At 47.3% G+C, this 25,937-nt stretch carries 28 protein-coding genes; 2 read left to right on the top strand and 26 right to left on the bottom strand.

All coding sequences use genetic code 11. The features are described 5' to 3' along the window. Positions 1 to 101 precede the first annotated feature (101 nt). From mfd to NSU00_RS00190, 7 genes are all read right to left on the bottom strand, one after another. On the bottom strand, positions 102 to 3,638 hold the full coding sequence (mfd, locus tag NSU00_RS00220; protein WP_340703203.1) for a transcription-repair coupling factor: 3,537 nt from the start codon (positions 3,636 to 3,638) through the stop codon (positions 102 to 104). 145 nt (positions 3,639 to 3,783) lie between these two features. Next, the gene (locus tag NSU00_RS00215; protein ID WP_013858005.1) at positions 3,784 to 4,008 is read right to left on the bottom strand and encodes an anti-sigma-F factor Fin family protein; all 225 of its coding nucleotides are present in this window, start codon (positions 4,006 to 4,008) and stop codon (positions 3,784 to 3,786) included. 135 nt (positions 4,009 to 4,143) lie between these two features. Beyond that, a complete protein-coding gene (gene pth / locus NSU00_RS00210; RefSeq protein WP_013858004.1) occupies positions 4,144 to 4,701 on the bottom strand; it encodes an aminoacyl-tRNA hydrolase in 558 nt (185 codons plus the stop codon). Between the two features lie 512 nt (positions 4,702 to 5,213). Further along, on the bottom strand, positions 5,214 to 5,843 hold the full coding sequence (locus NSU00_RS00205) for a 50S ribosomal protein L25/general stress protein Ctc (protein ID WP_340702157.1): 630 nt from the start codon (positions 5,841 to 5,843) through the stop codon (positions 5,214 to 5,216). A gap of 201 nt (positions 5,844 to 6,044) precedes the next feature. After that, positions 6,045 to 7,007, bottom strand: a complete 963-nt coding sequence (locus NSU00_RS00200; protein WP_013858001.1) for a ribose-phosphate diphosphokinase — start codon at positions 7,005 to 7,007, stop codon at positions 6,045 to 6,047. 13 nt (positions 7,008 to 7,020) lie between these two features. Beyond that, entirely contained in the window at positions 7,021 to 8,397 is a 1,377-nt protein-coding gene (gene glmU, locus NSU00_RS00195; RefSeq protein ID WP_019722085.1) for a bifunctional UDP-N-acetylglucosamine diphosphorylase/glucosamine-1-phosphate N-acetyltransferase GlmU, read from the bottom strand. A 313-nt stretch (positions 8,398 to 8,710) separates the two neighbouring features. Further along, positions 8,711 to 9,829, bottom strand: a complete 1,119-nt coding sequence (locus tag NSU00_RS00190; RefSeq protein ID WP_014095882.1) for an RNA-guided endonuclease InsQ/TnpB family protein — start codon at positions 9,827 to 9,829, stop codon at positions 8,711 to 8,713. Positions 9,830 to 9,916: 87 nt separating this feature from the next. On the opposite strand from NSU00_RS00190, the gene NSU00_RS00185 reads away from it, so the two are divergent. Next, positions 9,917 to 10,057 carry a ribbon-helix-helix protein, CopG family gene (locus NSU00_RS00185; RefSeq protein ID WP_003352379.1) on the top strand — a complete coding sequence of 47 codons (141 nt, stop codon included), beginning with the start codon at positions 9,917 to 9,919 and terminating at the stop codon, positions 10,055 to 10,057. A gap of 866 nt (positions 10,058 to 10,923) precedes the next feature. Here NSU00_RS00185 and spoVG read toward each other — a convergent pair. From spoVG to metG, 11 genes are all read right to left on the bottom strand, one after another. After that, positions 10,924 to 11,217: a septation regulator SpoVG gene (gene spoVG / locus NSU00_RS00180; RefSeq protein WP_013857998.1), complete on the bottom strand. Its 294-nt coding sequence runs from the start codon at positions 11,215 to 11,217 to the stop codon at positions 10,924 to 10,926. A 124-nt stretch (positions 11,218 to 11,341) separates the two neighbouring features. Further along, complete coding sequence (locus tag NSU00_RS00175; RefSeq protein WP_013857997.1) at positions 11,342 to 11,716, bottom strand: RidA family protein; 375 nt, start codon at positions 11,714 to 11,716, stop codon at positions 11,342 to 11,344. A gap of 3 nt (positions 11,717 to 11,719) precedes the next feature. After that, on the bottom strand, positions 11,720 to 12,559 hold the full coding sequence (purR, locus tag NSU00_RS00170; RefSeq protein WP_029141894.1) for a pur operon repressor: 840 nt from the start codon (positions 12,557 to 12,559) through the stop codon (positions 11,720 to 11,722). Positions 12,560 to 12,720: 161 nt separating this feature from the next. Continuing rightward, positions 12,721 to 13,587 (bottom strand): 4-(cytidine 5'-diphospho)-2-C-methyl-D-erythritol kinase, encoded by an 867-nt coding sequence (gene ispE, locus NSU00_RS00165; RefSeq protein ID WP_026104901.1) that lies wholly within the window; start codon positions 13,585 to 13,587, stop codon positions 12,721 to 12,723. Positions 13,588 to 13,803: 216 nt separating this feature from the next. Continuing rightward, complete coding sequence (locus NSU00_RS00160) at positions 13,804 to 13,992, bottom strand: small, acid-soluble spore protein, alpha/beta type (protein ID WP_017554888.1); 189 nt, start codon at positions 13,990 to 13,992, stop codon at positions 13,804 to 13,806. Between the two features lie 194 nt (positions 13,993 to 14,186). Continuing rightward, entirely contained in the window at positions 14,187 to 14,438 is a 252-nt protein-coding gene (gene veg, locus NSU00_RS00155; protein WP_013857992.1) for a biofilm formation stimulator Veg, read from the bottom strand. Positions 14,439 to 14,721: 283 nt separating this feature from the next. Continuing rightward, positions 14,722 to 15,600 (bottom strand): sporulation peptidase YabG, encoded by an 879-nt coding sequence (gene yabG / locus NSU00_RS00150; protein WP_340703155.1) that lies wholly within the window; start codon positions 15,598 to 15,600, stop codon positions 14,722 to 14,724. A gap of 114 nt (positions 15,601 to 15,714) precedes the next feature. Beyond that, positions 15,715 to 16,602, bottom strand: coding sequence for a 16S rRNA (adenine(1518)-N(6)/adenine(1519)-N(6))-dimethyltransferase RsmA (rsmA, locus tag NSU00_RS00145; protein WP_328194452.1), 888 nt, complete (start codon positions 16,600 to 16,602; stop codon positions 15,715 to 15,717). Then, on the bottom strand, positions 16,557 to 17,159 hold the full coding sequence (rnmV, locus tag NSU00_RS00140; RefSeq protein ID WP_013857989.1) for a ribonuclease M5: 603 nt from the start codon (positions 17,157 to 17,159) through the stop codon (positions 16,557 to 16,559). The genes rsmA and rnmV overlap by 46 nt, the downstream gene beginning before the upstream one ends. An 18-nt stretch (positions 17,160 to 17,177) precedes the next feature. Continuing rightward, the gene (locus NSU00_RS00135) at positions 17,178 to 17,954 is read right to left on the bottom strand and encodes a TatD family hydrolase (protein WP_174760516.1); all 777 of its coding nucleotides are present in this window, start codon (positions 17,952 to 17,954) and stop codon (positions 17,178 to 17,180) included. 150 nt (positions 17,955 to 18,104) lie between these two features. Next, positions 18,105 to 20,072 (bottom strand): methionine--tRNA ligase, encoded by a 1,968-nt coding sequence (gene metG / locus NSU00_RS00130; protein WP_118498631.1) that lies wholly within the window; start codon positions 20,070 to 20,072, stop codon positions 18,105 to 18,107. Between the two features lie 454 nt (positions 20,073 to 20,526). On the opposite strand from metG, the gene NSU00_RS00125 reads away from it, so the two are divergent. Next, positions 20,527 to 20,889, top strand: coding sequence for an AbrB/MazE/SpoVT family DNA-binding domain-containing protein (locus NSU00_RS00125; RefSeq protein WP_029141897.1), 363 nt, complete (start codon positions 20,527 to 20,529; stop codon positions 20,887 to 20,889). Positions 20,890 to 20,952: 63 nt separating this feature from the next. On the opposite strand, the gene rsmI is transcribed toward NSU00_RS00125, so the two are convergent. The 8 genes from rsmI to NSU00_RS00085 form a co-directional block, all read right to left on the bottom strand. Further along, positions 20,953 to 21,837 (bottom strand): 16S rRNA (cytidine(1402)-2'-O)-methyltransferase, encoded by an 885-nt coding sequence (gene rsmI / locus NSU00_RS00120; RefSeq protein WP_017553984.1) that lies wholly within the window; start codon positions 21,835 to 21,837, stop codon positions 20,953 to 20,955. Further along, a complete protein-coding gene (locus NSU00_RS00115) occupies positions 21,803 to 22,093 on the bottom strand; it encodes a GIY-YIG nuclease family protein (RefSeq protein WP_013857984.1) in 291 nt (96 codons plus the stop codon). Before NSU00_RS00115 ends, rsmI begins: the two co-directional genes overlap by 35 nt. Then, the gene (locus tag NSU00_RS00110) at positions 22,077 to 22,826 is read right to left on the bottom strand and encodes a tRNA1(Val) (adenine(37)-N6)-methyltransferase (RefSeq protein ID WP_328192111.1); all 750 of its coding nucleotides are present in this window, start codon (positions 22,824 to 22,826) and stop codon (positions 22,077 to 22,079) included. Before NSU00_RS00110 ends, NSU00_RS00115 begins: the two co-directional genes overlap by 17 nt. A 77-nt stretch (positions 22,827 to 22,903) precedes the next feature. Beyond that, positions 22,904 to 23,287, bottom strand: coding sequence for a DNA replication initiation control protein YabA (gene yabA, locus NSU00_RS00105; protein WP_019722094.1), 384 nt, complete (start codon positions 23,285 to 23,287; stop codon positions 22,904 to 22,906). 15 nt (positions 23,288 to 23,302) lie between these two features. Continuing rightward, complete coding sequence (locus NSU00_RS00100; RefSeq protein WP_340703202.1) at positions 23,303 to 24,130, bottom strand: PSP1 domain-containing protein; 828 nt, start codon at positions 24,128 to 24,130, stop codon at positions 23,303 to 23,305. Continuing rightward, positions 24,123 to 25,124: a DNA polymerase III subunit delta' gene (holB, locus tag NSU00_RS00095; RefSeq protein WP_118500465.1), complete on the bottom strand. Its 1,002-nt coding sequence runs from the start codon at positions 25,122 to 25,124 to the stop codon at positions 24,123 to 24,125. The genes NSU00_RS00100 and holB overlap by 8 nt, the downstream gene beginning before the upstream one ends. Positions 25,125 to 25,140: 16 nt before the next feature. Then, positions 25,141 to 25,581 (bottom strand): YaaR family protein, encoded by a 441-nt coding sequence (locus NSU00_RS00090; RefSeq protein ID WP_328192110.1) that lies wholly within the window; start codon positions 25,579 to 25,581, stop codon positions 25,141 to 25,143. A gap of 15 nt (positions 25,582 to 25,596) precedes the next feature. Continuing rightward, positions 25,597 to 25,926, bottom strand: coding sequence for a cyclic-di-AMP receptor (locus NSU00_RS00085; RefSeq protein ID WP_013857978.1), 330 nt, complete (start codon positions 25,924 to 25,926; stop codon positions 25,597 to 25,599). Positions 25,927 to 25,937 lie beyond the last annotated feature (11 nt).

The following is a 25,937-nucleotide window of genomic DNA, read 5'->3' as shown; positions in this document are numbered from 1 at the left end:
AAACATCAAGAACCATAAAAAGCACGGAACAAACCGCTGTTCCGTGCTTTTACAAACAGGCCTTTGCCAAAAAGCCGCCCCTTCAGGTTTTAGCCTCCAACTTACCGGGAAGCGCTCGTCGTTTCGGCCCTTTCGAAGGCGCCCCGCAGTTCCCGGATCATTTCCGTGCAGGTGTAAAGCCACTCATGGCCCTTGCTTTTTTTAATATCCAGCGTAATTTTCAGCTGGTTGCCTTCCATGCCGAATCCGGCCGAACGCCCGTATTTTCTCACAATGTCCACGACTTTCGGGCCGTTTACCTGCTTCGAGCCTTTTTCGGACATTAAAATCGTGATCAATTGCTTGTTTTGTTTAATCGATGAAATCATCGCTTCTTTGGCGTATACTTTCATCTCCGCAATCGTAAACAGGTCGCTTACCTGCTGCGGATACTCGCCGAAACGGTCAATCATCTCTTCTTTTAATTCTTCAACATCTTCAAGCGTCTCGATGCCCCTGAACCGCTTATACATTTCAATTTTCTGGTATCCGTCTTTAATATAGGCATCCGGAATATACGCATCAATTTCGAGTTCGACTTCAAATGGCGGCAGTTTTTCCTCTTCGCCGTCTGTCCCTTTCCGCGCTTCGATCGCTTCTTTCAGCATTTGCGAATACAAATCGAAACCGACCGAATCGATGAACCCGTGCTGTTGTGCGCCCAGCAGGTTGCCGGCGCCGCGGATGGACAAGTCGCGCATCGCAATTTTAAAGCCGGATCCGAGTTCCGTAAATTCTTTAATCGCCTGTAGCCTTTTTTCCGATGCTTCCGCCAGCACCTTGTCTTTTCTGTACGTAAAATAAGCATACGCTACCCGGTTGGACCGCCCGACACGCCCGCGCAGCTGGTATAACTGCGAAAGCCCCATCCGGTCCGCATCATTGACGATCAAGGTGTTGACATTCGGGATGTCCACGCCCGTCTCAATAATCGTCGTCGTCACAAGCACATCGTATTCGCCTTCAAGAAAGCCGAGAATGACCGTTTCAAGCTGGGATTCTGTCATCCGGCCGTGGGCATACGCCACGCGCGCATCGGGAACAAGCCGCGCAATTTCCTCCGCCTTCCGCTCAATATCTTCAATCCGGTTATACAAAAAGTACACCTGCCCGTCCCGCGCCAGTTCGCGTTCGATCGCTTCCCGCACCATCTGGTCATTATATTCCAGCACGTAAGTTTGCACCGGGAAACGGTTCTCAGGCGGCGTTTCAATAACAGACAGATCCCGCACGCCGACCATGGACATATGCAGCGTCCTTGGGATTGGCGTTGCGGTCAGGGTCAGCACGTCGACATTCGTCTTTAATTTCTTGATTTTTTCCTTATGGCTGACACCGAACCGCTGCTCCTCGTCAATGATCAAGAGGCCCAGATCACGGAACTGGATATCTTTTGAAAGCAGCCGGTGCGTGCCGATTACCATATCAATCGTCCCGTTGCGCAAGCCTTTAATCGTTTCATTCTGCTCTTTCCGCGTCCGGAAACGGCTCAACAGCCCGACTTTTATCGGATAGCCATGGAACCTTTCCGTGACCGTTTCAAAATGCTGCTGGGCAAGGATGGTGGTCGGCACAAGCATGGCCACTTGCTTGCCGTCCATCACTGCTTTAAAAGCGGCGCGGATGGCCACTTCCGTCTTGCCGTAGCCGACGTCCCCGCACAGCAGGCGGTCCATCGGTTTCTCTTTTTCCATGTCCCGCTTGATTTCCTGGATCGACCGGAGCTGGTCTTCCGTTTCTTTATACGGAAAAGCCGCCTCGAACTCACGCTGCATATCCCCGTCCGGAGAAAAGGCAAACCCTCTTGATGCTTCCCTCTCCGCATACAATTTGACGAGGTCGTCCGCGATATCCTGGATGGATGACTGGACTTTCCGTTTAACCCGTTTCCATTCGCTGCCGCCCAGCTTGTAAAGTTTCGGCTCTTTTCCTTCCGAACCGACGTATTTTTGGACAAGGTCGATCTGGTCAACCGGCACATATAGCTTATCCGAACCCTGGTACTTAATATGGAGATAGTCTTTATGAACGCCGTTGATTTCAAGCGTCACAATCCCCAAATATTTCCCGATCCCATGGTTGACATGAACCACATAGTCTCCTACATTCAGCTCGGAATAGTTTTTAATCCGCTCGGCATTGGACAGCTTTTGCCGGCGCGTTTTTTTCTTCGCCTTTTTATTGAAAAGTTCTTCTTCCGTAATGACGGCAAGCTTGCACATCGGAAGCTCAAAACCGGTGTTCAGGTTCCCTTCCGCCACCTGGATACGCCCAGGGATGATACCCGCCGCGTAGGCAGCTTCAATCTCATAATCTTCCAGAACACTTTGGATTTTTTCAGCCCGGTTTTTGTCCGCACCAAGGAAAACCACCGTAAAACGGCCTTTCTTCCAGCGTTCGATTTCCGCCTTCAGCACATGCATCTGCCCATGGAACGACTGCATCGGCTTGCAAGCGATATTTACAATGTTTTGCGGATTTGTATTTTGGATATGGCGCAAAAACAGTGACAAATAGAGCTTCTTCCATTTTTTTTCTGACAACAGTGTATCTAAGGCATGGGAAACGGCCAAATCATAGATCATTTCGCCTTCTTCCATCATCGCCGTGTACCATTCAGCTTCTTCTTTATCGAGGCGCTCCTGCATTTCCTGGATCCGGCCGAACTCATCCAAAAACAAAATGCCGGAAGTTTCCACATAGTCTAAGAGACTGGCAGGCTGGTCATACAGAATCGATAAATATTTAAAAATTTGATCGGGTTTTTCCCCGTTTTTCAGCTTTTCGATGTCAAAACCGATGTTTTGGGCAAGCAGTTGTTTGACCTGGTCATCTTTAATTTTAGCTAGTGTTTTGCTGAGCCCTTCTTTTACGGCTCCGGCCGCTTTGATGAGCGAAGGGCGGCCTGCCGGATATTCCGTCGCCGGCCCGATGGAGACAGCAGAAAGTTTATTCCGGGAACGCTGGTCTTCAGCGGAAAACGTCCGGATGGAGTCTACTTCGGTGTCAAATAATTCGATACGGACCGGGTCTTCTTCTGTCAGCGGGTATATATCGAGAATTCCGCCGCGCACACTGAAATCTCCCGGTGAATCGACCATATCCGACCGAGTATAACCCATTTCCACAAGCATTTCCAATACACGATCAAGCTCAATTTCTTTTCCTGTTTCGAAGTGCAGCTGGTACTTTTCCCAAACCGTCTTCGGCGGCAAAATTTTCCGCATTCCGGCCATCGGGACAACGATCAGGCAATTTTTTCCCGATAGCAACGCATTCAGCACATCTATCCGTTGGGCCATCAGTTCGGGGCTTGCCACGCCCAGTTCGTCCGCAATCAGTTCATTTGCAGGATACAGAAATAAGGCGCTTTCATCCATAAATTGCAGGAGATCATCATACAACTTTTGCGCCTGTAATAGATTATAAGTTAACACAATGGCCGGCTGTTCCGTTTTTTGATAGACCGAAGCAATAAAAGCGCTGCGGGCGGAACCGGACAACCCGGAAACAAGCTGCTCTTTCAGGCCGGCCGTTATGCCGCTTATGACCGATTCTGCTTCCTTGTGTTCAAGGATCATTTTTTGTATTCCGTCCAAAAAGGGCCAACTCCTCTCTTGATCCGATTTCCTTTTCTCTACTATTCACACTGTTTTGTAAAATTTAAACGGGAAGGGGCTGCAGAAAGCATAAATGTTCCTGCAGCAAAACAGAAAAATGCTTTGGACTCCCTTCCAAAGCGGATTATTGGATTAAATAGCCGTATTGATGAAATGCGGGTTCGCGTTCAAATGAATCCTGGCATTCTTCGCAAATCGACTGGATGCGGACGCTCCCGTCTTCCTGGGGAAGCACCATTTCCTTCCGCTCCTCATTCGTTAAAAAGAAAAGTCCCATCCGGTCTGCTTCAATACCCGGGATGGTGCCGATTTTTATGCCGCAGTGCCGGCAATAGTAATGAACGGCCATCTTCCGGCCCCCTTTTTCATATCGTCCTTATATAGTATGGGCGCAATGGGAAGGGGTTATTCGTTTTTTTATAAAAACGGAAGAAATGGCCGCGGAATTTCGCGGAAATTCCCCATATTCCGCATAAATGGCGGCTCAATTATAAAAGTTCATCACGACAGGGAACGGCTTTTCCAGCCAAGCTTCGCAAGCATCGGCGCTTTTTTCAACCGCCAGCTGCATTTTCACCCGGTCTTCTTTTGAAAAGCGGCCGAGCACATAATCCGGCATGTAGATATCTCTGTCCGGCCGCCCGATACCGATGCGGATCCGGTTAAACTCCTGTGTTCCAAGATGGTGGATGATGGATTTGATTCCGTTATGGCCGCCGGCGCTTCCTTTTTGCCGCAGGCGGATTTTGCCGGGCGGAAGATCGAGGTCATCGTAGACGACAAGCAAATCTCCGGTGCCAAGGCGGTAATAATCCATGGCTGCTTTGACCGACTCGCCGGATAAATTCATATATGTCATCGGTTTTAAAAGCAGCACTTTTTCGCCGTTTACAGTTGTTTCTGCACACAACCCCTTGAATTTCGACTGTTTAAAAGGGGCCTGCAGCCGTTCTGCAAGCAGATTGACCACTTCAAAACCGATGTTATGCCTTGTATGTTCATATTGGGCTCCCGGATTTCCAAGCCCGACAATACATTTCATATTCACACCCCGATTGATTCATTCCCTGCTGAAATGAAATAAGCTGCTAAGGAAAACTGCCTGCAGCCGTTTTTAAGGGACAGCAGCATCATGTTACCGTGATGCCTTTTCAGCCAACAGGCAGCCCATTTGTGCATGCAACGGGCAAAAAACAGGGCGCGCCCGTTTTCCACCCGTGCCGGTTTCTCTCCATACGTAAAACCCTGTTTTAATTATCCACGAAGACAGATAAAAGTGCAAGCAGGCCGGACTGTGGGCATGTGGCAAGTTTTTCCCGGAAAATGCTGCTCCTCATGCCTTCCATGCCACTTGAAAATAAAGGAACGGAACAAGTGGCGCATTTTGTGCCCCCATCATTTGCCCCCGGCAAGCTTGCTCGTGCATAAAAAACGTAAAATATTTTATGAAAATTCACACACAACACGGCGGGTACTTTTCTATCTTAGCAAAGGATCCGGCATGACGGCAAAAAAGGCGTATGCTCATACGCCTTTTTTTCACAAACCCGGATGTTATGCTCCGCTTGTTTCCCGTCCTTCAAGATTTTCAGGCGTCCCTGATTCCTGCTGTTCGCCGGTGCTGATTTCTTCTTCCTGGCGAGGCGGCAGAACGGAGCAAATGGTTTCCGTATCTTCATGATTGATGGTAAATCCATACTGTCCGCGGATGTCCGCAACAGTAATGTTTTCCCCAACTTGCAGATTGGAAACATCCACCGTAATGGCATCAGGAATTTGATCCGGTTTTGTTGTAATCGACAATTCATGCAGTGCCTGCTGCAGCACGCCGCCGTCCTTTACGCCGGCGCATTCTTCAGAAAGGATAACGCGCACAGTGGCATCGACATCTTCCGACATATTGACGGCAAGAAAATCGACATGAATGATTTTATTTTTCAAAGGATCGGTTTGCACTTCATGTACCATCACATTCCGCTGTGTCCCGTTCACATTCAGGGAAAGCACCGCATTTCTCCCGTTTTCGCGCAGTAATTTTTCAAACTCGGCGTAATTGACATAAACCGGCGTATTTTCCGTCTGGTATCCGTAAACAACACCCGGTATGCAACCATTTCTTCTTAACCGGCGGCTGGAAGAATGGTGTTTAACCTCTCTTTTTTTTGCTCCAAGTACATCTGCCATAAATATTGACCTCCTAATGTTTAAGCAAACATCAAATATATCTTTACCCTGCCATTATCCATTATAAACCTGTTTTGAAAAAATGGCTTAAAATTACCGATATAAGTGAGGCTTTTCCTGTTTTGCAGGATTGCGTGCTTTTCTTGTAAAAACTTGAACTGCTTTTAAAAAATATTTTCATACCCCAATCGCCGGATTCTTTCAAATATCGAACAGCGGGCTTACGGACTGGTCTTCATGCACACGGATAATCGCTTCGCCCAAAAGCGGGGCTACAGACAATTCAACCAGTTTTTCACTTTTTCGTTCTTCCGGAATGTTAATGGAATTGGTCGCCACCAGTTCTTTAATCGGGGAATTGTTAATCCGTTCAATCGCCGGCCCGGATAAAACCGGATGAGTGCAGCTGGCGTACACTTCTTTTGCGCCGCTTTCAATCAGCGCTTTTGCCGCAAGCGTAATCGTGCCTGCCGTGTCAATAATATCATCAATAATGATGCAAATTTTTCCGTCAACATTTCCAACAATATTCATTACCTCCGCCACATTCGGGCGCGGGCGGCGTTTGTCGATAATGGCGATCGGCGTTTTTAAACGTTCAGCCAGTTTGCGCGCACGGGTGACACCGCCATGGTCAGGGGAAACGACAACGATATCTTCCGCTTGGAATCCTTTATCTTCAAAATACTTTGCAATAATTGGAACGCCCATCAGGTGGTCGATCGGAATGTCAAAAAACCCTTGAATTTGCGGGGCGTGCAGATCAAGGGTAATGACCCTTGTCGCACCGGCCGTTTCGAGAAGGTTCGCCACCAGTTTTGCGGTAATCGGTTCACGTGCACGCGCTTTTCTGTCCTGGCGCGCATAACCATAGTAAGGAATCACAAGATTAATGGTCCGTGCCGATGCCCGTTTTAAAGCATCAACCATAATCAGAAGTTCCATCATATGTTCATTGACAGGATCGCTTGTCGACTGTATCACATAAACATCGCAACCACGGATGCTTTCTTCAATATTGATCTGGATTTCCCCGTCGCTGAATTGTGAAACGGAACATTTTCCAAGTTCGACTCCGACAACGTTGGCAATTTCCTCGGCAAGTTTCGGGTTGGAGTTCAGGGTGAAAATCTTTAAATTCGGATCTAAATACTGGTTAGACATGATGGACCTCCAATTATTGTTGTTTATGTTTTAACTTCTGGACATAGTTTTCCTTGTTCACCTGGCGTGCGCGCGCAATGGACAATGCTTCGCCCGGGACATCATCTGTAATGGTCGAGCCTGCTGCAATATAAGCATTTTCCCCGACTGTAACCGGCGCAATCAGATTGGAGTTGCACCCGACAAACGCGCCGTCTTCTATGACCGTTTTAAATTTATGTTTCCCGTCATAATTCACTGTAATCGTGCCGCAGCCGATATTGACACCTGCCCCGACTTCCGCATCGCCTATGTACGTCAAATGGGATGCTTTGCTGCCCTTGCCGACTGTTGATTTCTTTACTTCCACAAAATTGCCGATCTTCGCTTCATCGGAAATCGAGGAATCCGGCCGGATATGGGCAAACGGGCCGACATGGACAGAAGCGCCAATTTCACTGTTTTCTGCAACGGACTGGCTGACTTCTGTTCCGTTTCCGATCACGCAATTTGTAATGTCGGAATTCGGGCCGATTTTGCAGTCTTCCCCGATGACTGTTTTGCCGGACAGCTTTGTCCCCGGGTAGATTACCGTGTCCTGCCCGATTTCAACATCCGCTTCAATGTAAGTTTGCCGAGGGTCGAGAATGGTCACGCCGTTACGCATATGGCGTTCATTGATGCGCTTTCTCATGATCCTTTCCGCTTCCGAAAGTTGCACCCGGTCATTGACCCCTAATGTTTCTTCGATACTTTCTGTCTTGTAAGCCACAACCGTTTCCCCTTGCGATTTTAAAATGCCCACCACATCAGGAAGATAATATTCGCCCTGGGCATTATCGTTGGAAACGCGCTTCAACGCTTCAAAAAGCGCCCGGTTGTCAAAGCAGTAAACGCCTGTGTTGATTTCCTTTACCTGCTGTTCTTCGGGGCTGGCATCTTTATGTTCGACAATTTTTTCCACGAAGCCTGCCGCATTGCGGATGATCCGCCCGTATCCGGCAGGGTCGGGGGCCGTTGCTGTTAAAATGGTCACTTTTGCCTGTTTCCGTTCGTGTTCTTCAAACAGGGCCTTTAAGGTTTCCGCCTGAAGGAGCGGCGTATCCCCGCAAACAACCAAAGTGGTCCCGTCCTTGTTGCCGAGAACCGGTTCTGCCTGCAGGACGGCATGCCCTGTGCCCAGCTGTTCTTCTTGCAGGACGAATGCGGTTTTTCCTTCCAGGCAGGAGCGGACCTGGTCTGCACCATGCCCGATCACCGTCACAATCTTATCCGTTTCAAGCTGTAAAACCTGGCTGGCAACATGTTCAACCATGGGTTTCCCGCAAACGGGATGCAGCACTTTGTACAATTTCGACTTCATGCGGGTACCCTGGCCTGCAGCCAGGATTACAGCGAATCTGTTTGTCATTTATGATCCCCCAATAAACCTTATTATCCATAAAAAAATATATCGTAAATAAGGGCATATTTCAAGGAAAGGCAGGATATTACAATTATTGGGAATGTTGGGGCATGGATTGGGGAGGATTGCCAGCCCTTTCTATTTATCTAAGTCCCATACTTTGTTTGCATGAAAGAAATAATGCTAACCCTGGAGTGAACTACCCTCCACTTATCAACCTTACGGTTTGATTGAAGTGGGGGCTTCTCGACTTATCGTTGCTTTTACTTGCCAACGAAAACTGACCGAGCTAACCCTCTTGTTCCAAGAGTTTTGTTACTTATGATAACGCTAATAAGCGTAATCCCTCATTTTTGATATTGATTGCTGAATTGTGATCGCGATCTAATACAAAGCCGCAAGAACATTTATATACACGTTCAGATAATGGCATTTCTTTTTCCTTGCCGCAACATGAACACTTCTTAGTGGAGGGAAACCACTTATCAATTTTCACAAGTTGTTTCCCTTGTTCTTTTAGCTTATACGCTAAGAAAGTAGTGAACATCCCCCAACCGTTGTCGTGAACGCTTTTCCCGAAGTGAAGGGCTTGAGACATCCCTTTCATGTTCAAGTCCTCAATCACGACAGCATCAAAGTTAGAAGCTAATTCTTTTGACTTATGATGAAGAAAATTCATGCGTTGGTTCGCCACTTTCTCATGTAACTTAGCCACTACTAGTCGTTGCTTGTTCCAACGTGCAGAACCTTTCTTTCTTCGAGAAAGAATTCGTTGTGCTTTTGCTAATTTATCTAAGGCTTGCCGATAGTAACGTGGGTAATTGGCTTTCTTACCCTGTTCACTCTCGACATATAGACCATCCATAGCAAAATCCAAACCAACAACTTTCTGTATTTTAACTGGACGAATATCTTTCTCATATTCTGTCAAAATTGAAATGTAGTATTTGCCTGTCTTTGTTTTAGAAATAGTGCAAGATTTGATTTTATAATCAGCAGGTATCTCTCTATGCTGTTTCATTTTTATTGGCTTTTTGATTTTTGGCAGTTTGATATGACCATTTTCTAGCTTAATATTTCCGTTGACCATATTAGTTGTATAGGATTGTTTTGCTTTACGATTTTTGAACTTTGGAAAATCCGCATTTCCTTCAAAGAAATTCTTATAAGCAGTCTGTAAGTTCATTTGTGCATTTGCCAAAGCTAAAGAATCCACTTCTTTTAGGAATGGAAATTCACTTTTATATTTTGCAGGAGTCGGAAACTTTTGCTTTTTAAGCAATTCTTTATCATCCTTGAACTTTTCATACGTTTCTTTGCGTTCAGCTAACATCTTATTGTAGACAAAGCGAACACAACCAAATGTCTTAGCTAATAATGCGGATTGTTCTTTGTTTGGTAACAAACGAAACTTGAAAGCTTTGTTTTGCTTGGCCATATCCATTCACCTCACTTTGTGCGGAAAAATTTCGTATATATTGATTATATCGTAAAAAATCCGTACAATCAATATGAGGTGATAATCATGAGAGAAGAGAAAGAACGTGTAGAAATTCGTATGCCTAAGACGATATTAGAAAAATTGGAGCAATATCAAAAAGAAAATGGGATTCCAACTAGAACAGCCGCAATCTTAGAATTGTTGAGAAAAGGATTGGAAAAATAACTTTGGCTAAAGCCAACCGAAATTCATCTTCCACCTACTCATTGGTGCGATTCGCACCTCCACATTCCTTGAGGATGGGAGACTTCTTTCGGAAAGCCGTTAAACCCCCGCTTTATGCGGGGGGCATTTTATGGGGATTTTTTTGTGAAACTTCATTATCCATGAAAATCGCCCGTCTTCTGGTTGACGGTTACATATGGATTTTCACCCGTATCCACTTCTTTCACCCAAACTTCCCAATTCCCGTTGCCAATATATTTATAGCGGCTGGGTGTAACGTGGTAGCCTTTATACAATTCTTTCTCAAAAGTGGTTACCCAGGCACCTTTTGGCCGGTTTACAGCCTGGCTGGTCTTATCCGTGCCGGAACTGGTGCTGTTGCTTGATGTTCCTCCATTATCCGATGCCGGATTCCCGGATGCCGGTGAATGCCTTGATGTGGGCCGGCCTGATTTTGCATTGCCAGACCCGGTAGCTGCCGGGCTGCTTTCTTTTGACTGTCCCTCAGAATGATTCCGGCCGCTTCCCGTTGTTGTTGAAGCGGCGGATTCATCCTAACTGGCGTCCTTTTGTTCCGCTTTATCTTTAGGCTGCGGAGAGGGGCTTGTTTCAGAATGGTCCCGGCCACTTGATACGCTTTGATTTTGATTGTGTTGGTATATAAAGAACCCGCCAATCACAACCAGAACAATAACCTTACGGGCAAAACTATTTTTTCATTTAAAATGCCTCCTCTCCCGCCCACACATCCGCAAAAATTCAATCAATAATGGTGAAAACAATAACAGTGCAGGCTGCCAAACGGCGCCGGGAGGACAAAAAAGAAGAGCCTTACTGTTGAAGTAGGCTCTTGTTGCAAAAATCTATCAGGACGCGCCAGCTTCTTCAAATTCCACTTGTTCCAATTCCCCTAAACGGTGATATTCCGACAAGACTGCATCGTGAATCTTACTGCGCGTACCCGAATTAATAGGGTGGGCAATGTCCCTGAATTCGCCATCCGGCGTCCTTTTGCTCGGCATTGCAACAAACAGGCCATTGTTGCCATCAATCACCCGGATATCGTGGATGACAAATTCGTTGTCCATGGTAATCGAGGCAATCGCCCTCATCCTGCCCTCCGTATGGACACGGCGCAGCCTTACATCCGTCACTTCCATTCTTTCACCACCTCAAAAGATTTAGGATCATCTTTATTATTCAACACCCTTTTAAAATTTCCTTCTTTTCCAGAAAAAAATTCTAAAATTTTTCATAAGGTGAAAAAATGGAAGCGTATAAAGATCACGGAATAAGCGCGACCACTTCGATTTCGACGCCGGCATTTTTCGGGAGCCTTGCCACTTCAACGCAGGATCGCGCCGGTTTATGGTCCGTAAAATAGGAACCGTAAACGTCGTTTATTTTTGCAAAATCGTCCATGTTTTGAATAAAAACCGTCGTTTTGACAACCGTATCAAAAGAAGCCCCGGCTGCCTCAAGCACCGCTTTTAAATTTTCCATTACCTGGCGGGCCTGCGCTTCAATGCTGCCTTCCACAAGCGTGCCGTCCGCTCTTAGCGGAATCTGTCCCGAACTGAAAAATAAATTTCCTGCCACAACGCCCTGTGCATACGGCCCGATTGCCGCAGGCGCCTGATTTGTTGAGATGGTTTTCATTCCTTAATCCCCTCCGAACAAGCTAACTTTTGAAAAATAATTCCCTTCCACCACTTTGATCTGCTGGCTGCGGACATCGACATCCCTTAATTTCACAAGGGACACGTAATCATCAACAAGCCGTTCTTTCGTGTCTTCCGATTCAACCAAAACGCCGATGCCCGAAACAGAAGCATCGAATTCTTTCAGCAGATTGATCATGCCGTTAATCGTCCCGCCTGCTTTCATAAAATCATCGACAATTAAAACGTTTGCGCCTTCCCGCAGGCTCCTTTTTGAGAGGACCATCGTCTGGATCCGTTTTTGTGATCCGGAAACATAGTTAATGCTGACAGTCGGTCCTTCCGTCACCTTGCTGTCATTGCGGACAATCACAACCGGAACATTTAAATAAGCCGCTGTTGCCAGCGCAATCGGGATTCCTTTTGTCGCGACCGTCATAATCGTGTCAATCTCCCTGTCCGCAAATGCGGTTGCCAAAAGCTTCCCGACTTTGCTGACGACCTGCGGGCTGCCGATCAGGTCCGTCATATACAAATAACCGCCCGGCAAAAGCCGGTCCGGATTCTCCATCAGCGTGCAAAGTTCGCTGATGGCCTCTTTTGCTTCCGCCCTATCTGTACGCGAAATAAATTTAACGCCGCCCGCTGCGCCGGGAACCGTCTGCAACGTCCCAATGCCCCTTTTCTCGAATGTTTCTTTGATAATCGTCAAATCTTCACTGATGGAAGATTTTGCAGACTGGTAACGATCGGCAAAAAAACTGAGGGGAACGAGAATCCTTGGTTTTTCCAACAAATAATGTGTCATATCTACAAGACGTTCACTTCGCCGAAATTTCACGTCAAAAACCCCCGTCATAATCCCGTCTGTCAAAAATGCCGGCCCCGCTCTTCTCCGTACAAAATCGGCACGGCGGCTCTGGAAACTCGGATTCAATAACATTAATATACCGCATTTTTTTCTTTTTGAAAACAAAAATCCGTACAATCATTATTTTATATTTAAAATTGTTCGCGTTCTCCAATCATCCTGACAGCAAATACCTGGCCGCAGAATCCCCGGAGGCCGTTATAAATCCGCTGCAGCCGCGAATCATGCCGGACAAGCCCGAATACTGTCGGGCCGCTTCCGCTCATTAAGACGAGATCCGCCCCGAAGCGCTGCATTTGTTTTTTGATTTGCGCCACTTGCGGGTATGCCTTTAATGTGACGCTTTCCAGCACATTTCCCGCATGCTTGCATATGCCGGCATAATCACGGGCGCACAGGGCGCTGATCATGCCGGGAATATCCGGATGCACCACTTCATTTAAGTCCAGTTGGCGGTAAATTTCTGCCGTTGACACGCCGATGGACGGTTTCGCCAAAATGACCCAGCAGTTTGGCGGTGCCGGCAGTTTTGTAATATTTTCTCCCCTTCCTTTTGCGAGCGCAGTGCCGCCGTATACGCAAAACGAGACATCCGACCCGATTTCGGCACCGAGTGTTGCAAGCTCATCTAAGGAAAGGCCGAGATCCCAGAGCGTATTCAGGCCGCGGAGGGTAGCTGCCGCATCACTGCTGCCCCCCGCCAGCCCGGCAGCCACCGGAATGACTTTGTCAATCGCAATTTCGACCCCCTGCCTGACGCTACACCGCGTTTTCAGAAGCCTTGCAGCCTGGTACGCCAAATTTCTCTCATCATCCGGCACAAACCGGTTTTGCGACACAATTTTAATCTCCTGATCGTGCCGCTCCGAGAGCTCGATATGATCTGCAAGGTCAATGGTTGTCATGACCATCTCCACCTCATGATAGCCATCCTCCCGTTTGCCAAGCACATCGAGCGATAAATTAATTTTTGCCGGTGCCTTGACCAACAACTTCAAATCCTTCACCTACTTCCAACATCCAATCCAGCCGTATTTCCTGCTTCATTTTTCTTATTCTAACATAACGCCCGGCAAATATTTACATCAAAACGCAAATTTCGTAGAACATAAAAATTGACAAAATTGCCGCATGTGCATTCGCCGCCCGAATATGCAAAAAGCCGGGGAAATTCCCCGGCCCGGCGCCATGCAGCAGTCGCAAAGATTGTCAGGTCAGTTGCCCGATTGTTTTTCCGAAGCAAGGTGCGCTTCAGCCAGTTCAATGGCACGCTTTACCATATTCCCGGCATCCCGGGCTTTAATGCCGCCCCAGCCTTCTTCCTGGACGACATCATAAAAGCCGAGATCTTTCGCCAGTTCTTCTTTAAAACGTTCAGACATGATCCCTCTTCTTCGGCCCATTAGATAAAATTTCCCCCTTTGATGGGAAAGGCAAAAAAAGCCCCTGCCTTTCCTTTCATTTGGTTGTCATATCCCTGCATGCGCCTCTTTGTAGTATGTACGAAACAAGCCTGGAATATGAAGAAAGCGGCAGCAGGGATCCCTGCTGCCGCCCGTAAAATAGAAAACAGCAAACATATGTCTGCTGCCGCTCATCAAACCTCTTGTTGTTTATCCATAAAAACAAGCTGTACTGTTTCTGTCAGGACATCTGCATAGCTGTAGGAAACACGTTCAAAAGCATTTTCCTCCTGGTCTAATTCGATGACAAAAACTGCTGGGTAAGTTTCTGCCAAAACACCGGAACGTTCAATCGTCTTTCTTCTGCCGCCATTGGCTCTTAACATTAATCTTTTTCCCAAGTTTGAATCCAAGGATCTTTTAATGTCTGTTAACGTTTTTGGCATTTCGCTCCACCTCACTGGTTTCAATTATAACACAGCTTGCGCTTCCGGTCAAATAAAACATATATTTTATCAGTGATCAATCCGGTCTGTCAACCATTTTTCATTGTTTCTTTGCCGTTTTTCCGGTCGCAGGTTTGCATGTTCAGTGTATGGGGCTGCCTTGGAGAAAATGTTATACCTGTCAAAGGCTCATATTCTTATCAATAGGATATGCCAAATGCAATCGAATTATGTAAAATCCTGCAGCCCGGCCAATTTTGAGGAACCGGGACGGGGCTCTCGCTTAGTCCTCATCCATTGGCTTATATGGCATCCCGGTCCGCAGCACGCCCTTTGTTTCCACGCCTCCCAGGCCTTTTTGCCCTGTCAGTGTATTGCGGAGCACGTCCCAAACATTCACTTGTTCCATAAACGAGGTGTAACAGATTTTGGCCACAATGTAGACCGGATCGAGCGCATGAATATTCACCCGGAGCGGGGAACTGGCAAAATTGGCGCCTGCCTGGATAAGCGACTCAAAATGGGACTGGCATGCGCCTGCAAAAATGACGAGCTGATCCAAATTCGGCACCTTTTTCCTTGCCTCCATCACGGTTCTGACAAAAGATTTTGAGTGGCGGTATGCATTTAAATCCGCTATTTTTCCCTTTGATTTTGAATAAGCATCATGGCCGGTAATCACCAGAATATTCGGCCGGTATTGGTCAAGCAGCGCATTGATGCGAACCGGCATTTCTTTTTCGTAACAATGGATGCCGTAAACCGTCACGCCGATTTTTTCATATAAATTCAGGCATTTTTTTAAATAATGGGGATCGCCGTCCAAGTGCAAAACCCTTCCCGGCAGCTGGAAATAACTCAGTTCCTCTTTATAGCCGTGTGTGGCCTCATAATCGCGCTTTTCCTTCAACAGTTCGATATCCTGTTTAAACAGTTCGAATGACTGTTCTTCCAAAGAACGAAACTCCTGCGTAATTTTCGATCTTTCCGCAGGGCCGGGGGTGACCAGGTCTTCAAACGGGGAATCCGCGATCAGCCGGACATCCTCCCCGTACAAAACAGCCACTTTCCGCCCGTTCTGCTCCTGTATATCGATGACCCGGAATAAAATATCACAATTGTAAGACTTCCTTCCAACAATTGCGTTGAGCCTTGCTTCCATTGCCGTCAACTCCATTTGGTTTCCATCTCTCGCCTGCATAACACTATATATGCACTGCCTTCGGAAATGGTGAAAAAGCCGGGGGGAACGCACTCCCCCGGCTTGATGCGGCATTTATACTCTTGTGTGAAAAACGGGAAACAAAGCATTGCTTAAGGCGGCAAATTCCTCGAGGCTGAGCGTTTCCCCCCGCCTCGATGGTTCAATGCCAAGCTGCCCGAGTACGGAAAGCAGCGTTTCTTTCTTGTCTTTTCCGCCGGGAAGGCCGGCAGTCAAATTATTGATCAAGGTTTTCCGCCGCTGGGCAAAGGAAGCTTTTGCCACCTGAAAAAAGAACGCTTCATCGGTAACCCCGACTTTCGGTTTGTCCCTTTTCACAAGCTTGACCACGGCGGAATCCACATTCGGCTGGGGCATAAAGACCGTTTTCGGCACAATCATCGCCACTTCCGCCGTCATATAATACTGGATTGCAATGGAAAGCGTGCCGTAGTTTTTCGTGCCGGGAACCGCCGAAATCCGGTCGGCCACTTCTTTTTGCAGCATCACGACCATGCCGCGGATCGGATACTGTCCGGTGACAAATTTCAATATGATCGGGGTCGTCACGTAATACGGCAGATTGGCGACAACCATGATATCGTTTATACCAGCAAATTCCGTTTCCAGCACTTTTTCAATATCGGCCTTTAACACGTCTTCATAGATCACGTTTATATTCGGGTACGGCGCCAGCGTATCTTCAAGGATCGGAGCCAGCCTTTTGTCAATTTCAAAAGCAACGACTTTTTTGCTGCTGCGGGCGAGATGTTCCGTGAGCGCGCCGATGCCGGGGCCGACTTCGATAACGCCGCTTTCTTGCGTTAAATCCGCCGTATCCGTAATATTCCGGAGTATGTTTGGGTCAATTAAAAAATTTTGGCCCAGGCTTTTTTTAAACGAAAATCCGTAGCGGTTTAAAATCGCTTTTGTCCGGATGGGGGTGGCAATGTCTTTTTGCAAGTTGATTCCTCCTGTAACACTTTCATCAGGGCGTCCCGGAACGTGTCTTTATCGATTTGGAACACCATCAGCCGTTTATGGAGCTGCTTGCCGTTCGTGTATCCGATTTTTAAAAGTTCCCCAATTCTTGCCCTTCTTTGTTTGGCCAGCGGTCCGGCAATCAGGCCTGCAGCCATTAAATCATCCCTTGTGATGACTTCCGGCACGGCTTCCTCCATTTGATGCGCCTCCCGCAGCGCTTGCCGGATCGCCGCAGGACGTGCATGTTCGACCCCGATTCCCCGGTCCTCGGGCGCCCGTGCCTCCTGTTTGTCCAAAAATGCGTGTTTGCAGCCGGGCACCTTTTCCGCGATCGTTTTGCGGATTTTTTCACCGGGAAAATCAGGATCGGTGAAAATGATGGCGCCCCTTTTTTCCTGGGCAAGGCGGATTTTTTCAATCGTACTTTCCGAAATGGCCGACCCGTTTGTTTCAATCGTGTCGGCATCGAGCGCCCGCTTGATGGCCGCTGTGTCGTCTTTGCCTTCCACGACAATAACCTCTTTTAATTTTGCCATGCGGATAAAACTCGCTTTCTATGCATGATCTTTTATTTTAAACAATTTTTCTGCATTTAACATCGTCTGCTCGGCAACTTTTTCAAAAGGAATGCCTTTGATTTCCGCAATCTGCTCAGCGACCAGTTTTACATATGCCGGCTCATTGCGTTTCCCGCGGTACGGATGCGGGGCAAGATAAGGGCAGTCTGTTTCAATCAAAAGCTTTTCAAGTGGGACCTCGGCAGCCACTTCTTTCGGTTTTTTTGCATTTTTAAACGTCACCGGGCCGCCAAGTGAAATGTAGAAATTCATTTTGATGCATTCCTTCGCCGTTTCCGGGCTGCCGCTGAAACAATGCATAATGCCGCCTGTTTCCTGTGCATTTTCCTCTTTTAGAATTTGCACACAGTCTTCTGTCGCTTCCCGGTTATGAATAATAATGGGCAATGCCAGCTTTTTGGCCAGCCGGATTTGCTGCCTGAACACTTCCTGCTGCACCGCTTTCGGCGATTTATCCCAATGGTAATCCAGCCCGATTTCACCGATCGCCACCACTTTCGGATGATGGGCAAGAGATTCAATCCAGTCCAGGTCTTCATCTTTCATGTCAATCGCATCAACCGGGTGCCAGCCGATCGCTGCATACAGAAACGGGTATTGGTCAATCAGCGCCATCGCTTTTTGGATGGTCGGCCTGTCAAACCCGACGACTATCATCTTTTCCACCCCGGCCGCCCGCGCACGTGCGATGGTGGCTTCCAAATCCTCTTTGAACGCTTCATCATTGATATGCACATGGGTATCAAATAACATCTTTTTCACCTCAAATTCTTCACGTTTGTTTTCACATATGATCGGGAAAAACATCTATTTTTCCTGAAAAGTAAAAGAAAAACATAGAGAGATCCGTCGAAATTTGTTCCACGTGAAACATCTCTATGTTTTTCATCTCATCTGGTCCCTTTATTTGACAATCGCGCCGAGCGGCAGGCTTTCATCAATGGTTGCCAATGACAATATGCCGTCTTTTTCGCCTGCGAGAATCATGCCTTGTGACCATTCACCGCGCAATTTGACAGGTTTCAGATTGGCCACGACAATGACTCTGCGCCCGACCAGTTCTTCCGGTTTGTAATATTCCGCAATGCCGGAAACAACCTGGCGCTGTTCATCTCCAAGGTCAAGCTGCAGTTTCAACAGTTTGTCGGCTTTTTTTACCGGCTCACAAGCGGTTACTTTTGCGACACGTAATTCCACTTTTGCGAAATCATCGATCGTGATCCCGGCTTTTGTGTCTTCCGCTTTCGCTTTTTCTTCTTTCGTTTCTTCTTTTTTCGGAGCCGCACCTTGCATTTGCGATTTGATAAACTGAATTTCTTTTTCCATATCGAGACGCGGGAAAATCGGCTTGCCTTTTTTCACAACCTTTGTGCCTTCCGGAATGCTGCCGAATAAGGACAGGCTTTCCCATGTATGCAAGCTCTCATCCGTAATGTTCAGCTGGTCAAAAATTTTCTTTGGCGTTGATGTCAAAAACGGCTGTAAAAGGATGGCGATATGGCGCAGCGACTCCGCCAAATGGACCATCACTTCGGCAAGATCCGCCCGTTTGGTTTCATCTTTTGCCAATGTCCACGGAGTTGTTTCATCAATATATTTGTTTGTACGGCTGACAAATTCCCATAAAGAAGCGAGCGCAATCGAGAACTGCATGTTTTCCATCGCATCTTCGTATTTTTTCACAGCCTCTTTATATGCGGTCACAAGCTGGATGGAATACGGATTGTGCGAACCGGCAAACGTTGGAATGACACCGTCAAAATACTGGTTCATCATCGCAATCGTACGGTTCAGCAGATTGCCCAGATCATTGGCGAGGTCAAAATTGATCCGTTCCACAAACCCTTCCGGCGTAAAAATGCCATCCGCCCCAAACGGCACTTCACGCAGCAAGTAATAGCGGAGTGCGTCGAGCCCGTACCGGTCAATCAAAGTAACCGGGTCAATGACATTTCCTTTTGATTTCGACATTTTCCCGTCTTTCATGAGCAGCCAGCCGTGTGCAAACACTTTTTTCGGCAGCGGGAGGCCGAGCGCCATCAACATAATCGGCCAGTAAATCGTATGGAAGCGGACGATTTCCTTGCCGACAAGATGGACGTCAGCCGGCCAGTATTTCCGGTAGTTCGAATCGTCATCGCTGCCGTAACCGAGCGCTGTAATATAGTTGGTCAAGGCATCAATCCAGACATAGATGACATGTTTCGGGTCCCCGGGCACTTTTATCCCCCAGTCAAACGTTGTCCGCGATACGGCAAGATCCTCAAGCCCCGGTTTGATAAAGTTATTGATCATTTCATTTTTCCGGCTTTCCGGCTGAATGAAATCTGGATTTTCCTCATAGTACTGCAAAAGCCGGCCGACATATTTCCCCATCTTGAAAAAGTACGATTCCTCTTTTACTTTTTCTACCGGCCTGCCGCAGTCCGGGCATTTGCCGTCCACAAGCTGGCGTTCCGTGAAGAAGGATTCACAAGGTGTACAGTACCAGCCCTCATACTCTCCCAAATAAATATCGCCCTGGTCGAGCAGCTTCTTGAAAATCTTTTCCACTGCCTTTTTGTGACGGTCCTGTGTCGTGCGGATAAAATCATCATTGGATATTTCGAGTTTTTTCCATAGATCCTGGATGCCGGCGACAATTTCGTCGACATATTGCTGCGGTGTCACGCCTTTTTCCTTTGCCTTGCGCTGGATTTTCTGGCCGTGCTCATCCGTGCCGGTCAGGAACATGACGTCAAACCCGCGCAGCCTTTTATAACGGGCCATCGCATCGCCTGCAACGGTTGTATAGGCATGGCCGATATGTAAATTTCCGCTCGGATAATAGATCGGCGTTGTGATATAAAAAGTTTTCCGTTTCTCTTCCAAACCAGCCTCCACCTTTCGATAACATTAGACATTTCTTTTGCACATTTCACGCGCTACTTAGAACTTCTAAACAATAAGTATAAAACTTTTCGTGAAAATAAGCAAAAAACGTGGATTTTTAAAAAAAGTCCCTTATGTTTAGTATACCGCATCAAGGAGATGACTTGCATCTTCATGGCGCCCGGTGCAGCGCATTATCCATTATAGACGGCATACCGCCAGCTTAACCGGTGCAGGGCCATGGTTTTTATACTTGTCGAAAAATATTTTAAACAAATTTGTTTTTTTATTCCAATTTATCTTCTATAATACAATTAAATAGGTTGTACAGTTTTTGAAGATTCAGGGGTATTCGCCAGTTTTTGATAGATATAGACGTACAGCATTTGCGCAATCGGGTTTGGTATCAGGGTTCTGTACAGGTTCACATCTACTTTAAGGGAGGAAAGCGTTAATGAAATCAACAGGCATTGTACGGAAAGTCGATGAACTCGGCCGTGTTGTCATCCCAATTGAATTGCGGAGAAATCTTGGCATTGCTGAAAAAGATGCATTGGAGATTTATGTCGATGATGACAAGATCATTTTGAAAAAGTACAAGCCCAATATGACTTGCCTCGTCACCGGGGAAGTCTCGGATGACAATCTCCGGCTGGCAGGCGGAAAAATTGTTTTAAGCCGTGAAGGCGCAGAATTGCTGATGAAAGAAATCCAAGAAAATTTCCATTTGGAAGATCAGCCGGCTGAAAATGAACAGGCAGCGGACGAAGCAGAACCATTCGCATCCAAACCTGAGCCGGAACCGGAACCCCGCTGAAACGCGGGGTTTTTTACGCCTTGGACAGATCGTTGTTGCCAAACATCCTCCCCGGTTTTTGATTCACAGTTCGTGATAGATTTGGTAGACTTCCCTTTTTGGCAGTTTCCGGTCTTTTGCCGCAAGCTTGATCGCTTCTTTTGTTGGCAGCTGTTTTTGCTGCATATAGGCTTCCACATGTTCTTTGACGGATAGCGCCGTCCACCAGAAATTGCCGTCTTCTTCCCCTGTTTCCGGGCTTCCTTCCACAACCAGGCAGAACTCGCCGCGCACTTCATTGTTTTCGGCCCATTCCACCGCTTCCCTGATCGTCCCCCGCAAAAATTCCTCAAATTTTTTCGTCAGCTCGCGGCTGATGGAAATTTTCCGGTCCCCCAGCACTTCCGCCATCATCTGCAGCGTATGTTTCAGCCGGTGCGGCGCTTCATACAAAATGAAGGTGGAAGGGATTTTTGCGAGCCGTTCCAGTGCCGCCCGCTTTTCCTGCTTTTCCCGCGGCAGAAACCCGTAAAACGTAAACGGCTGCGGTGCAATCCCGGCAGCAATTAACGCCGTAAGCGCCGCGTTTGCGCCCGGAAGCGGCACAACCGGGATCCCTTCGCGAATGCAGGCAGCGGCAAGCTCATAACCCGGGTCCGAAATGCACGGCATGCCTGCATCGCTTACAAGGGCAATCTTTTCGCCGCGCGCGAGCCTCGTGATTAAATCGCGTGCGCTCGCTTCTTTATTATGTTCATGATGGCTTACAAGCGGCGTGTGGATATCAAAGTAGCTGCACAATTTTTTGCTGTTTCTCGTATCTTCAGCAGCAATCAAGTCAGCTTCTTTTAAAATGCGCACTGCCCGGAATGTCATATCCTCGAGATTGCCGATCGGGGTCGGGACCAAATAGAGAATCCCTTTATTTTTTTCATCATGGAAACTTTGCTGCCTGTGCAAGGTCGACACCTGCCTTCTCCAAAAATCGCTCTTTTTCCCGGCGCGGGAGTTTTTTAAAAGCATATTCCGCTTTCATGGCCCCGCTTTTTGTCTCATATTCCTGAAAATACAAAAGCTTAACCGGTGTCCGCGTTCGCGTATACTTGGCGCCCCGGCCTTCGCTGTGTTCGCGGAAGCGCCGTTTCAAATCAACGGTATACCCGCCGTAAAAACTGCCGTCACAGCATAGAAGCACGTAAAAATAAGATTTAGTTTTTGTTTCCATACAGCAGTTCTTTCACTTCTTCCGTATATTCGCCATCCTGCCCGTACACGAACAAGGGCGGGAGAATCTTCAAATCCGGTTTTCCGTCTTTTATGCCTTCAACCAGAATCGTATTCGCTTCTTTGCCTGCTTTCGGATAAACAAACCGGAGCCGTTTCGGTTCGAGGCGGTGTTTTTTCATCAACGTAACCAAGTCGACCAGACGTCCCGGGCGGTGCACAAACGCTGCTTTGCCGCCCTGCTTGAGCATCCGGCTGCTGACTTTTACGACATCTTCCAATGTGCAGAAAATTTCATGGCGGGCAATCGCAAAATGCTCATTTTCATTTTGAAAATTCTTCGTCTGCGAAGGAAAATAAGGCGGGTTGCACGTCACCACGTCAAATTTGCTGCAGCCGAGCACATCCGGCATTTCCTTCAAATCGCCGTGAATGATCCGGATCCTGTCCTCAAGCCCGTTATAAGCGACGCTTCTTTTTGCCATATCCCAGAGGCGTTCCTGGATTTCGACCCCGGTAATCTCCGCTTTCGTACGGCTGCTTAATAAAAGCGGGATCACCCCGTTTCCCGTGCATAAATCAAGCACTTTCCCTTTTTGGATCGGCAGCCAGGCAAACTTTGCCAGAAGCACCGCATCCAATGAAAAAGCAAACACGGACGGGCTTTGCACAATCCTTAAATTTTCCGCAAGCAAATAATCCAATCGTTCGTCTCCTGATAATGTCAAAATCATCCTGTAGCCTCCAAAAATAACGGCTGCATAAAACAGCCTTCCCGGTAAAAGGAAGGCTTTTCATCTTGGACCGTTCGTTACTTCTTATTCAAAAAGGAAAGGCAGAACAGGCAATCTTCCCCGTTGCGCGGGCTGCCGAAATGGACATTGCAAATATGGAAGCCTTCCTGATAAAGGCGGGCCAGATTGTCATACCCTTCGCCGATATCAAGAAGCGTCTGCGGCACGCCCTTTTCCTTGATTTTCCGAACAATCTCGGCCGGTTCGTCATGCGGATCTGTGCCTTCCCCGCCGGATTCAGGCTGCAACTGGCGCCTGAAATAGTCATTCTGGATTTTCAGAATGCTGTTTTCTTCAATGACTTCCGTTAAATCCCGTTTCAGTTCCCCCAACTTTTCCTGGAGCGCCCCGATCTGCACTTCCATTTGCTGTATCTCCTCAAATAATTCTTTCCTATCCATCAGTTCTCCACCTCATTAATCCGTGGATTGAATTGACACAACATCCGCACTTAGAAATTCTTCCATCGTATACTCAATCGTACGCCCCTGGCTTTGTAATTCAATTTGCAAAACTCTTTCCAAAATGTTCAAGCCGGTTACTTTTCCAGTTCCGTAAGGCGTTTTTACCATTTCCCCGACATCCGGAAACGCTTCTTTTACCGCTTCATATTCATCATTTTCATATTTCAGGCAGCACATCAGCCGTCCGCAAAGCCCGGAAATTTTTGCCGGATTTAATGACAAATTCTGGTCTTTTGCCATTTTGATCGATACCGGCTCAAAATCGCCCAAAAACGTGGAGCAGCATAGCATCCTGCCGCAAGGGCCGATACCGCCAAGCATTTTCGCTTCATCACGCACCCCGATCTGGCGGAGTTCGATCCTTGTCCGGAAAATGGACGCCAAATCTTTTACGAGCTCCCGAAAATCGACGCGCCCGTCAGCGGTAAAATAAAAAATAATCTTATTCCGGTCAAATGTATACTCTACATCCACCAGCTTCATCTCAAGCTGGTGTTCCGCAATTTTTTTCATGCAAATTCCATACGCTTCTTTTGCTGCCGCTTTATTTTCATCCACAGTCATATGATCTTTCTGGTCGGCAATCCGGATGATTTTTTTCAGCGGCAGCACGACATCGTGTTCCCCGACAACTTTGGGATTTGTCACAACAAAGCCATACTCAATGCCGCGCGCGGTTTCGACGATGACGGCATCATTTTTTTTAACGGGAAAATCGCCTGGGTCGAAATAATATACTGTGCCGGCTTTTTTAAACCGGATTCCTACTACATTAAACAAAGGCCGTTCCCCCCTGCAAATTTAAAACAAGCTGTTCCATGAGCAGCTGTTGATTGACATTGGCACCCAATTTCTTTTTTGCATCAAGAATGGCTGCCAGTTTTTCAGCCAGAGAACGCGGGGAGCAGGAAAGAAGATCTGCAGAAAAAAGGTTTAGCTGATCGGGATAAACGACATCTTCCTGTTTTCCCAGATGGATGGAAAGAAGATCTTTATAAATCCATATCAACAGATCCAACCCGAGATCCAGTTGATTTTTTTCTTTAAAATGCCCAAACCACGCTTCCTGCAAAAAAACCATTGCGCGGGAAGGCGATTTTGAAAGGGTTGTATACAATTTTAACACGATTTTTCGGGCTTGTGCAAACCACTCATCATTGCTTAATTCAAGCGCTTCTTCCAAGTGGCTTGTCATATGGGAAAGAAGCGGGGCCAAATCGGGGCTGACCCCGCCCTCAATCAGCTGTTGTTTCAGTATGGCGGGCGGGACCGGCTTAAATGAAACGACCTGGCAGCGTGATAAAATGGTCGGCAGGATCCGGTGCAGCTGGGTTGTCATGAGCACGGCCGTCGTGCCGGGGTTCGGCTCTTCCAAAAACTTCAGCAGGCTGTTGGCGGCGCCTGTCGACATTTTTTCGGCGTCCGCAATCATATACAGCTTTCGTTTCGACTCCACCGCCCGTTTGGAAAACTCCTGCTGCAACGCTTTAATCTGCTCTTTCTTGATTGAAAGGCCGTCCGGTTCAACCAGGTGAACGTCAGGATGTGTGCCGTGGCTGATTCTTAAGCAATTCGAACAGCTTTCGCATGGAAAAAAATCATCCGCCGGCTGCAGGCAAAACAATGTTTTCGCCAGTAGCTGCGCGGCCTCTTTTTTCCCTGTGCCGCGTCCACCTTCAAATAAATAAGCATGTGCCATCCGGCTGCGCCTGATGCTGTTTTTCAGCAAAGTTGCCGCAACAGGCTGGATATTTTCAAATTCTTCCCATGTCATGGCTTCTTCCACTCTCTTAAGTATATAAATTAATCAGCAAACCTTTTACCTCGCCGATTTTTCCCAGTATATCGAGTGCGGGCTGCTCTTTTCTGAGACAGGCGTCGGTAAGATCCGCCAGTTTTTTGTCTATTGTTTCCACTATATTCAATTTACGGCTTTCCCCGAACCGGTCGAAGCTTTGTGACTGTTTATTTTTCATCCCGTATTCGACAGTTTGCTTCACAAATTGTTTTACAAGCGACTTGAATTTGGACAAGTCTTTGAGACTGCGCGAACGGGCAAGCCGGCTGCCTGCTTCGTCAATTTGCGACAAGAGCTGTTGAAATTCATCCATTTGCAGCTTTTCCCTGCTTGTGTCCATCACTTCGGCAAAATTTGTTGTGCCCGTTGCCATGCTTTTTGCTTCCCGGACCGTTTTGTCCAAACCAATACGCAAATCTTGTTGTATTTTCAATCCATTATTCCCCCGTTAAAACTGGTGAAATTCATCTACCGGCAGGACAAATACCGTCGCGCCCCCCACTTCGATTTCGACCGGATACGGGATGTAGCTGTCGGCATTTCCGCCCATCGGTGAAACCGGGGTAATAAACTGTTCCCTCGATTTGCAATTTTCCTTAATGACCTGCAACGCTTTATTGACACGAATTTCTTCCGTTCCGATCAGAAAAGTCGTATTGCCCGATTTTAAAAACCCGCCTGTCGATGCAAGTTTTGTCACACGGAAATTATGGTCAACCATGGCTTTCATCAACCGGTTGCTGTCCTGGTCCTGTACGACTGCGACTATCAGTTTCATTTTTTCCCCTC

The organism is Weizmannia sp. FSL W8-0401 (assembly GCF_038009125.1).
Taxonomy (GTDB): domain Bacteria; phylum Bacillota; class Bacilli; order Bacillales; family Bacillaceae_C; genus Weizmannia; species Weizmannia coagulans.
This window is presented reverse-complemented; position numbering and strand designations above follow the sequence as displayed.

Coding starts and splice junctions, on each gene's coding strand:
- NSU00_RS00215 (WP_013858005.1), bottom strand. CDS start 4,008: ATGGCCGTTCATTACTATTGCCGGCACTGCGGCATAAAAATCGGCACC.
- pth (WP_013858004.1), bottom strand. CDS start 4,701: ATGAAATGTATTGTCGGGCTTGGAAATCCGGGAGCCCAATATGAACAT.
- NSU00_RS00205 (WP_340702157.1), bottom strand. CDS start 5,843: ATGGCAGATGTACTTGGAGCAAAAAAAAGAGAGGTTAAACACCATTCT.
- NSU00_RS00200 (WP_013858001.1), bottom strand. CDS start 7,007: ATGTCTAACCAGTATTTAGATCCGAATTTAAAGATTTTCACCCTGAAC.
- glmU (WP_019722085.1), bottom strand. CDS start 8,397: ATGACAAACAGATTCGCTGTAATCCTGGCTGCAGGCCAGGGTACCCGC.
- NSU00_RS00190 (WP_014095882.1), bottom strand. CDS start 9,829: ATGGCCAAGCAAAACAAAGCTTTCAAGTTTCGTTTGTTACCAAACAAA.
- NSU00_RS00185 (WP_003352379.1), top strand. CDS start 9,917: ATGAGAGAAGAGAAAGAACGTGTAGAAATTCGTATGCCTAAGACGATA.
- spoVG (WP_013857998.1), bottom strand. CDS start 11,217: ATGGAAGTGACGGATGTAAGGCTGCGCCGTGTCCATACGGAGGGCAGG.
- NSU00_RS00175 (WP_013857997.1), bottom strand. CDS start 11,716: ATGAAAACCATCTCAACAAATCAGGCGCCTGCGGCAATCGGGCCGTAT.
- NSU00_RS00160 (WP_017554888.1), bottom strand. CDS start 13,992: ATGGGCCGAAGAAGAGGGATCATGTCTGAACGTTTTAAAGAAGAACTG.
- veg (WP_013857992.1), bottom strand. CDS start 14,438: ATGCCAAAAACGTTAACAGACATTAAAAGATCCTTGGATTCAAACTTG.
- yabG (WP_340703155.1), bottom strand. CDS start 15,600: ATGGAAGCAAGGCTCAACGCAATTGTTGGAAGGAAGTCTTACAATTGT.
- rnmV (WP_013857989.1), bottom strand. CDS start 17,159: ATGGCAAAATTAAAAGAGGTTATTGTCGTGGAAGGCAAAGACGACACA.
- NSU00_RS00135 (WP_174760516.1), bottom strand. CDS start 17,954: ATGTTATTTGATACCCATGTGCATATCAATGATGAAGCGTTCAAAGAG.
- NSU00_RS00125 (WP_029141897.1), top strand. CDS start 20,527: ATGAAATCAACAGGCATTGTACGGAAAGTCGATGAACTCGGCCGTGTT.
- NSU00_RS00115 (WP_013857984.1), bottom strand. CDS start 22,093: ATGGAAACAAAAACTAAATCTTATTTTTACGTGCTTCTATGCTGTGAC.
- NSU00_RS00110 (WP_328192111.1), bottom strand. CDS start 22,826: ATGATTTTGACATTATCAGGAGACGAACGATTGGATTATTTGCTTGCG.
- yabA (WP_019722094.1), bottom strand. CDS start 23,287: ATGGATAGGAAAGAATTATTTGAGGAGATACAGCAAATGGAAGTGCAG.
- holB (WP_118500465.1), bottom strand. CDS start 25,124: ATGACATGGGAAGAATTTGAAAATATCCAGCCTGTTGCGGCAACTTTG.
- NSU00_RS00085 (WP_013857978.1), bottom strand. CDS start 25,926: ATGAAACTGATAGTCGCAGTCGTACAGGACCAGGACAGCAACCGGTTG.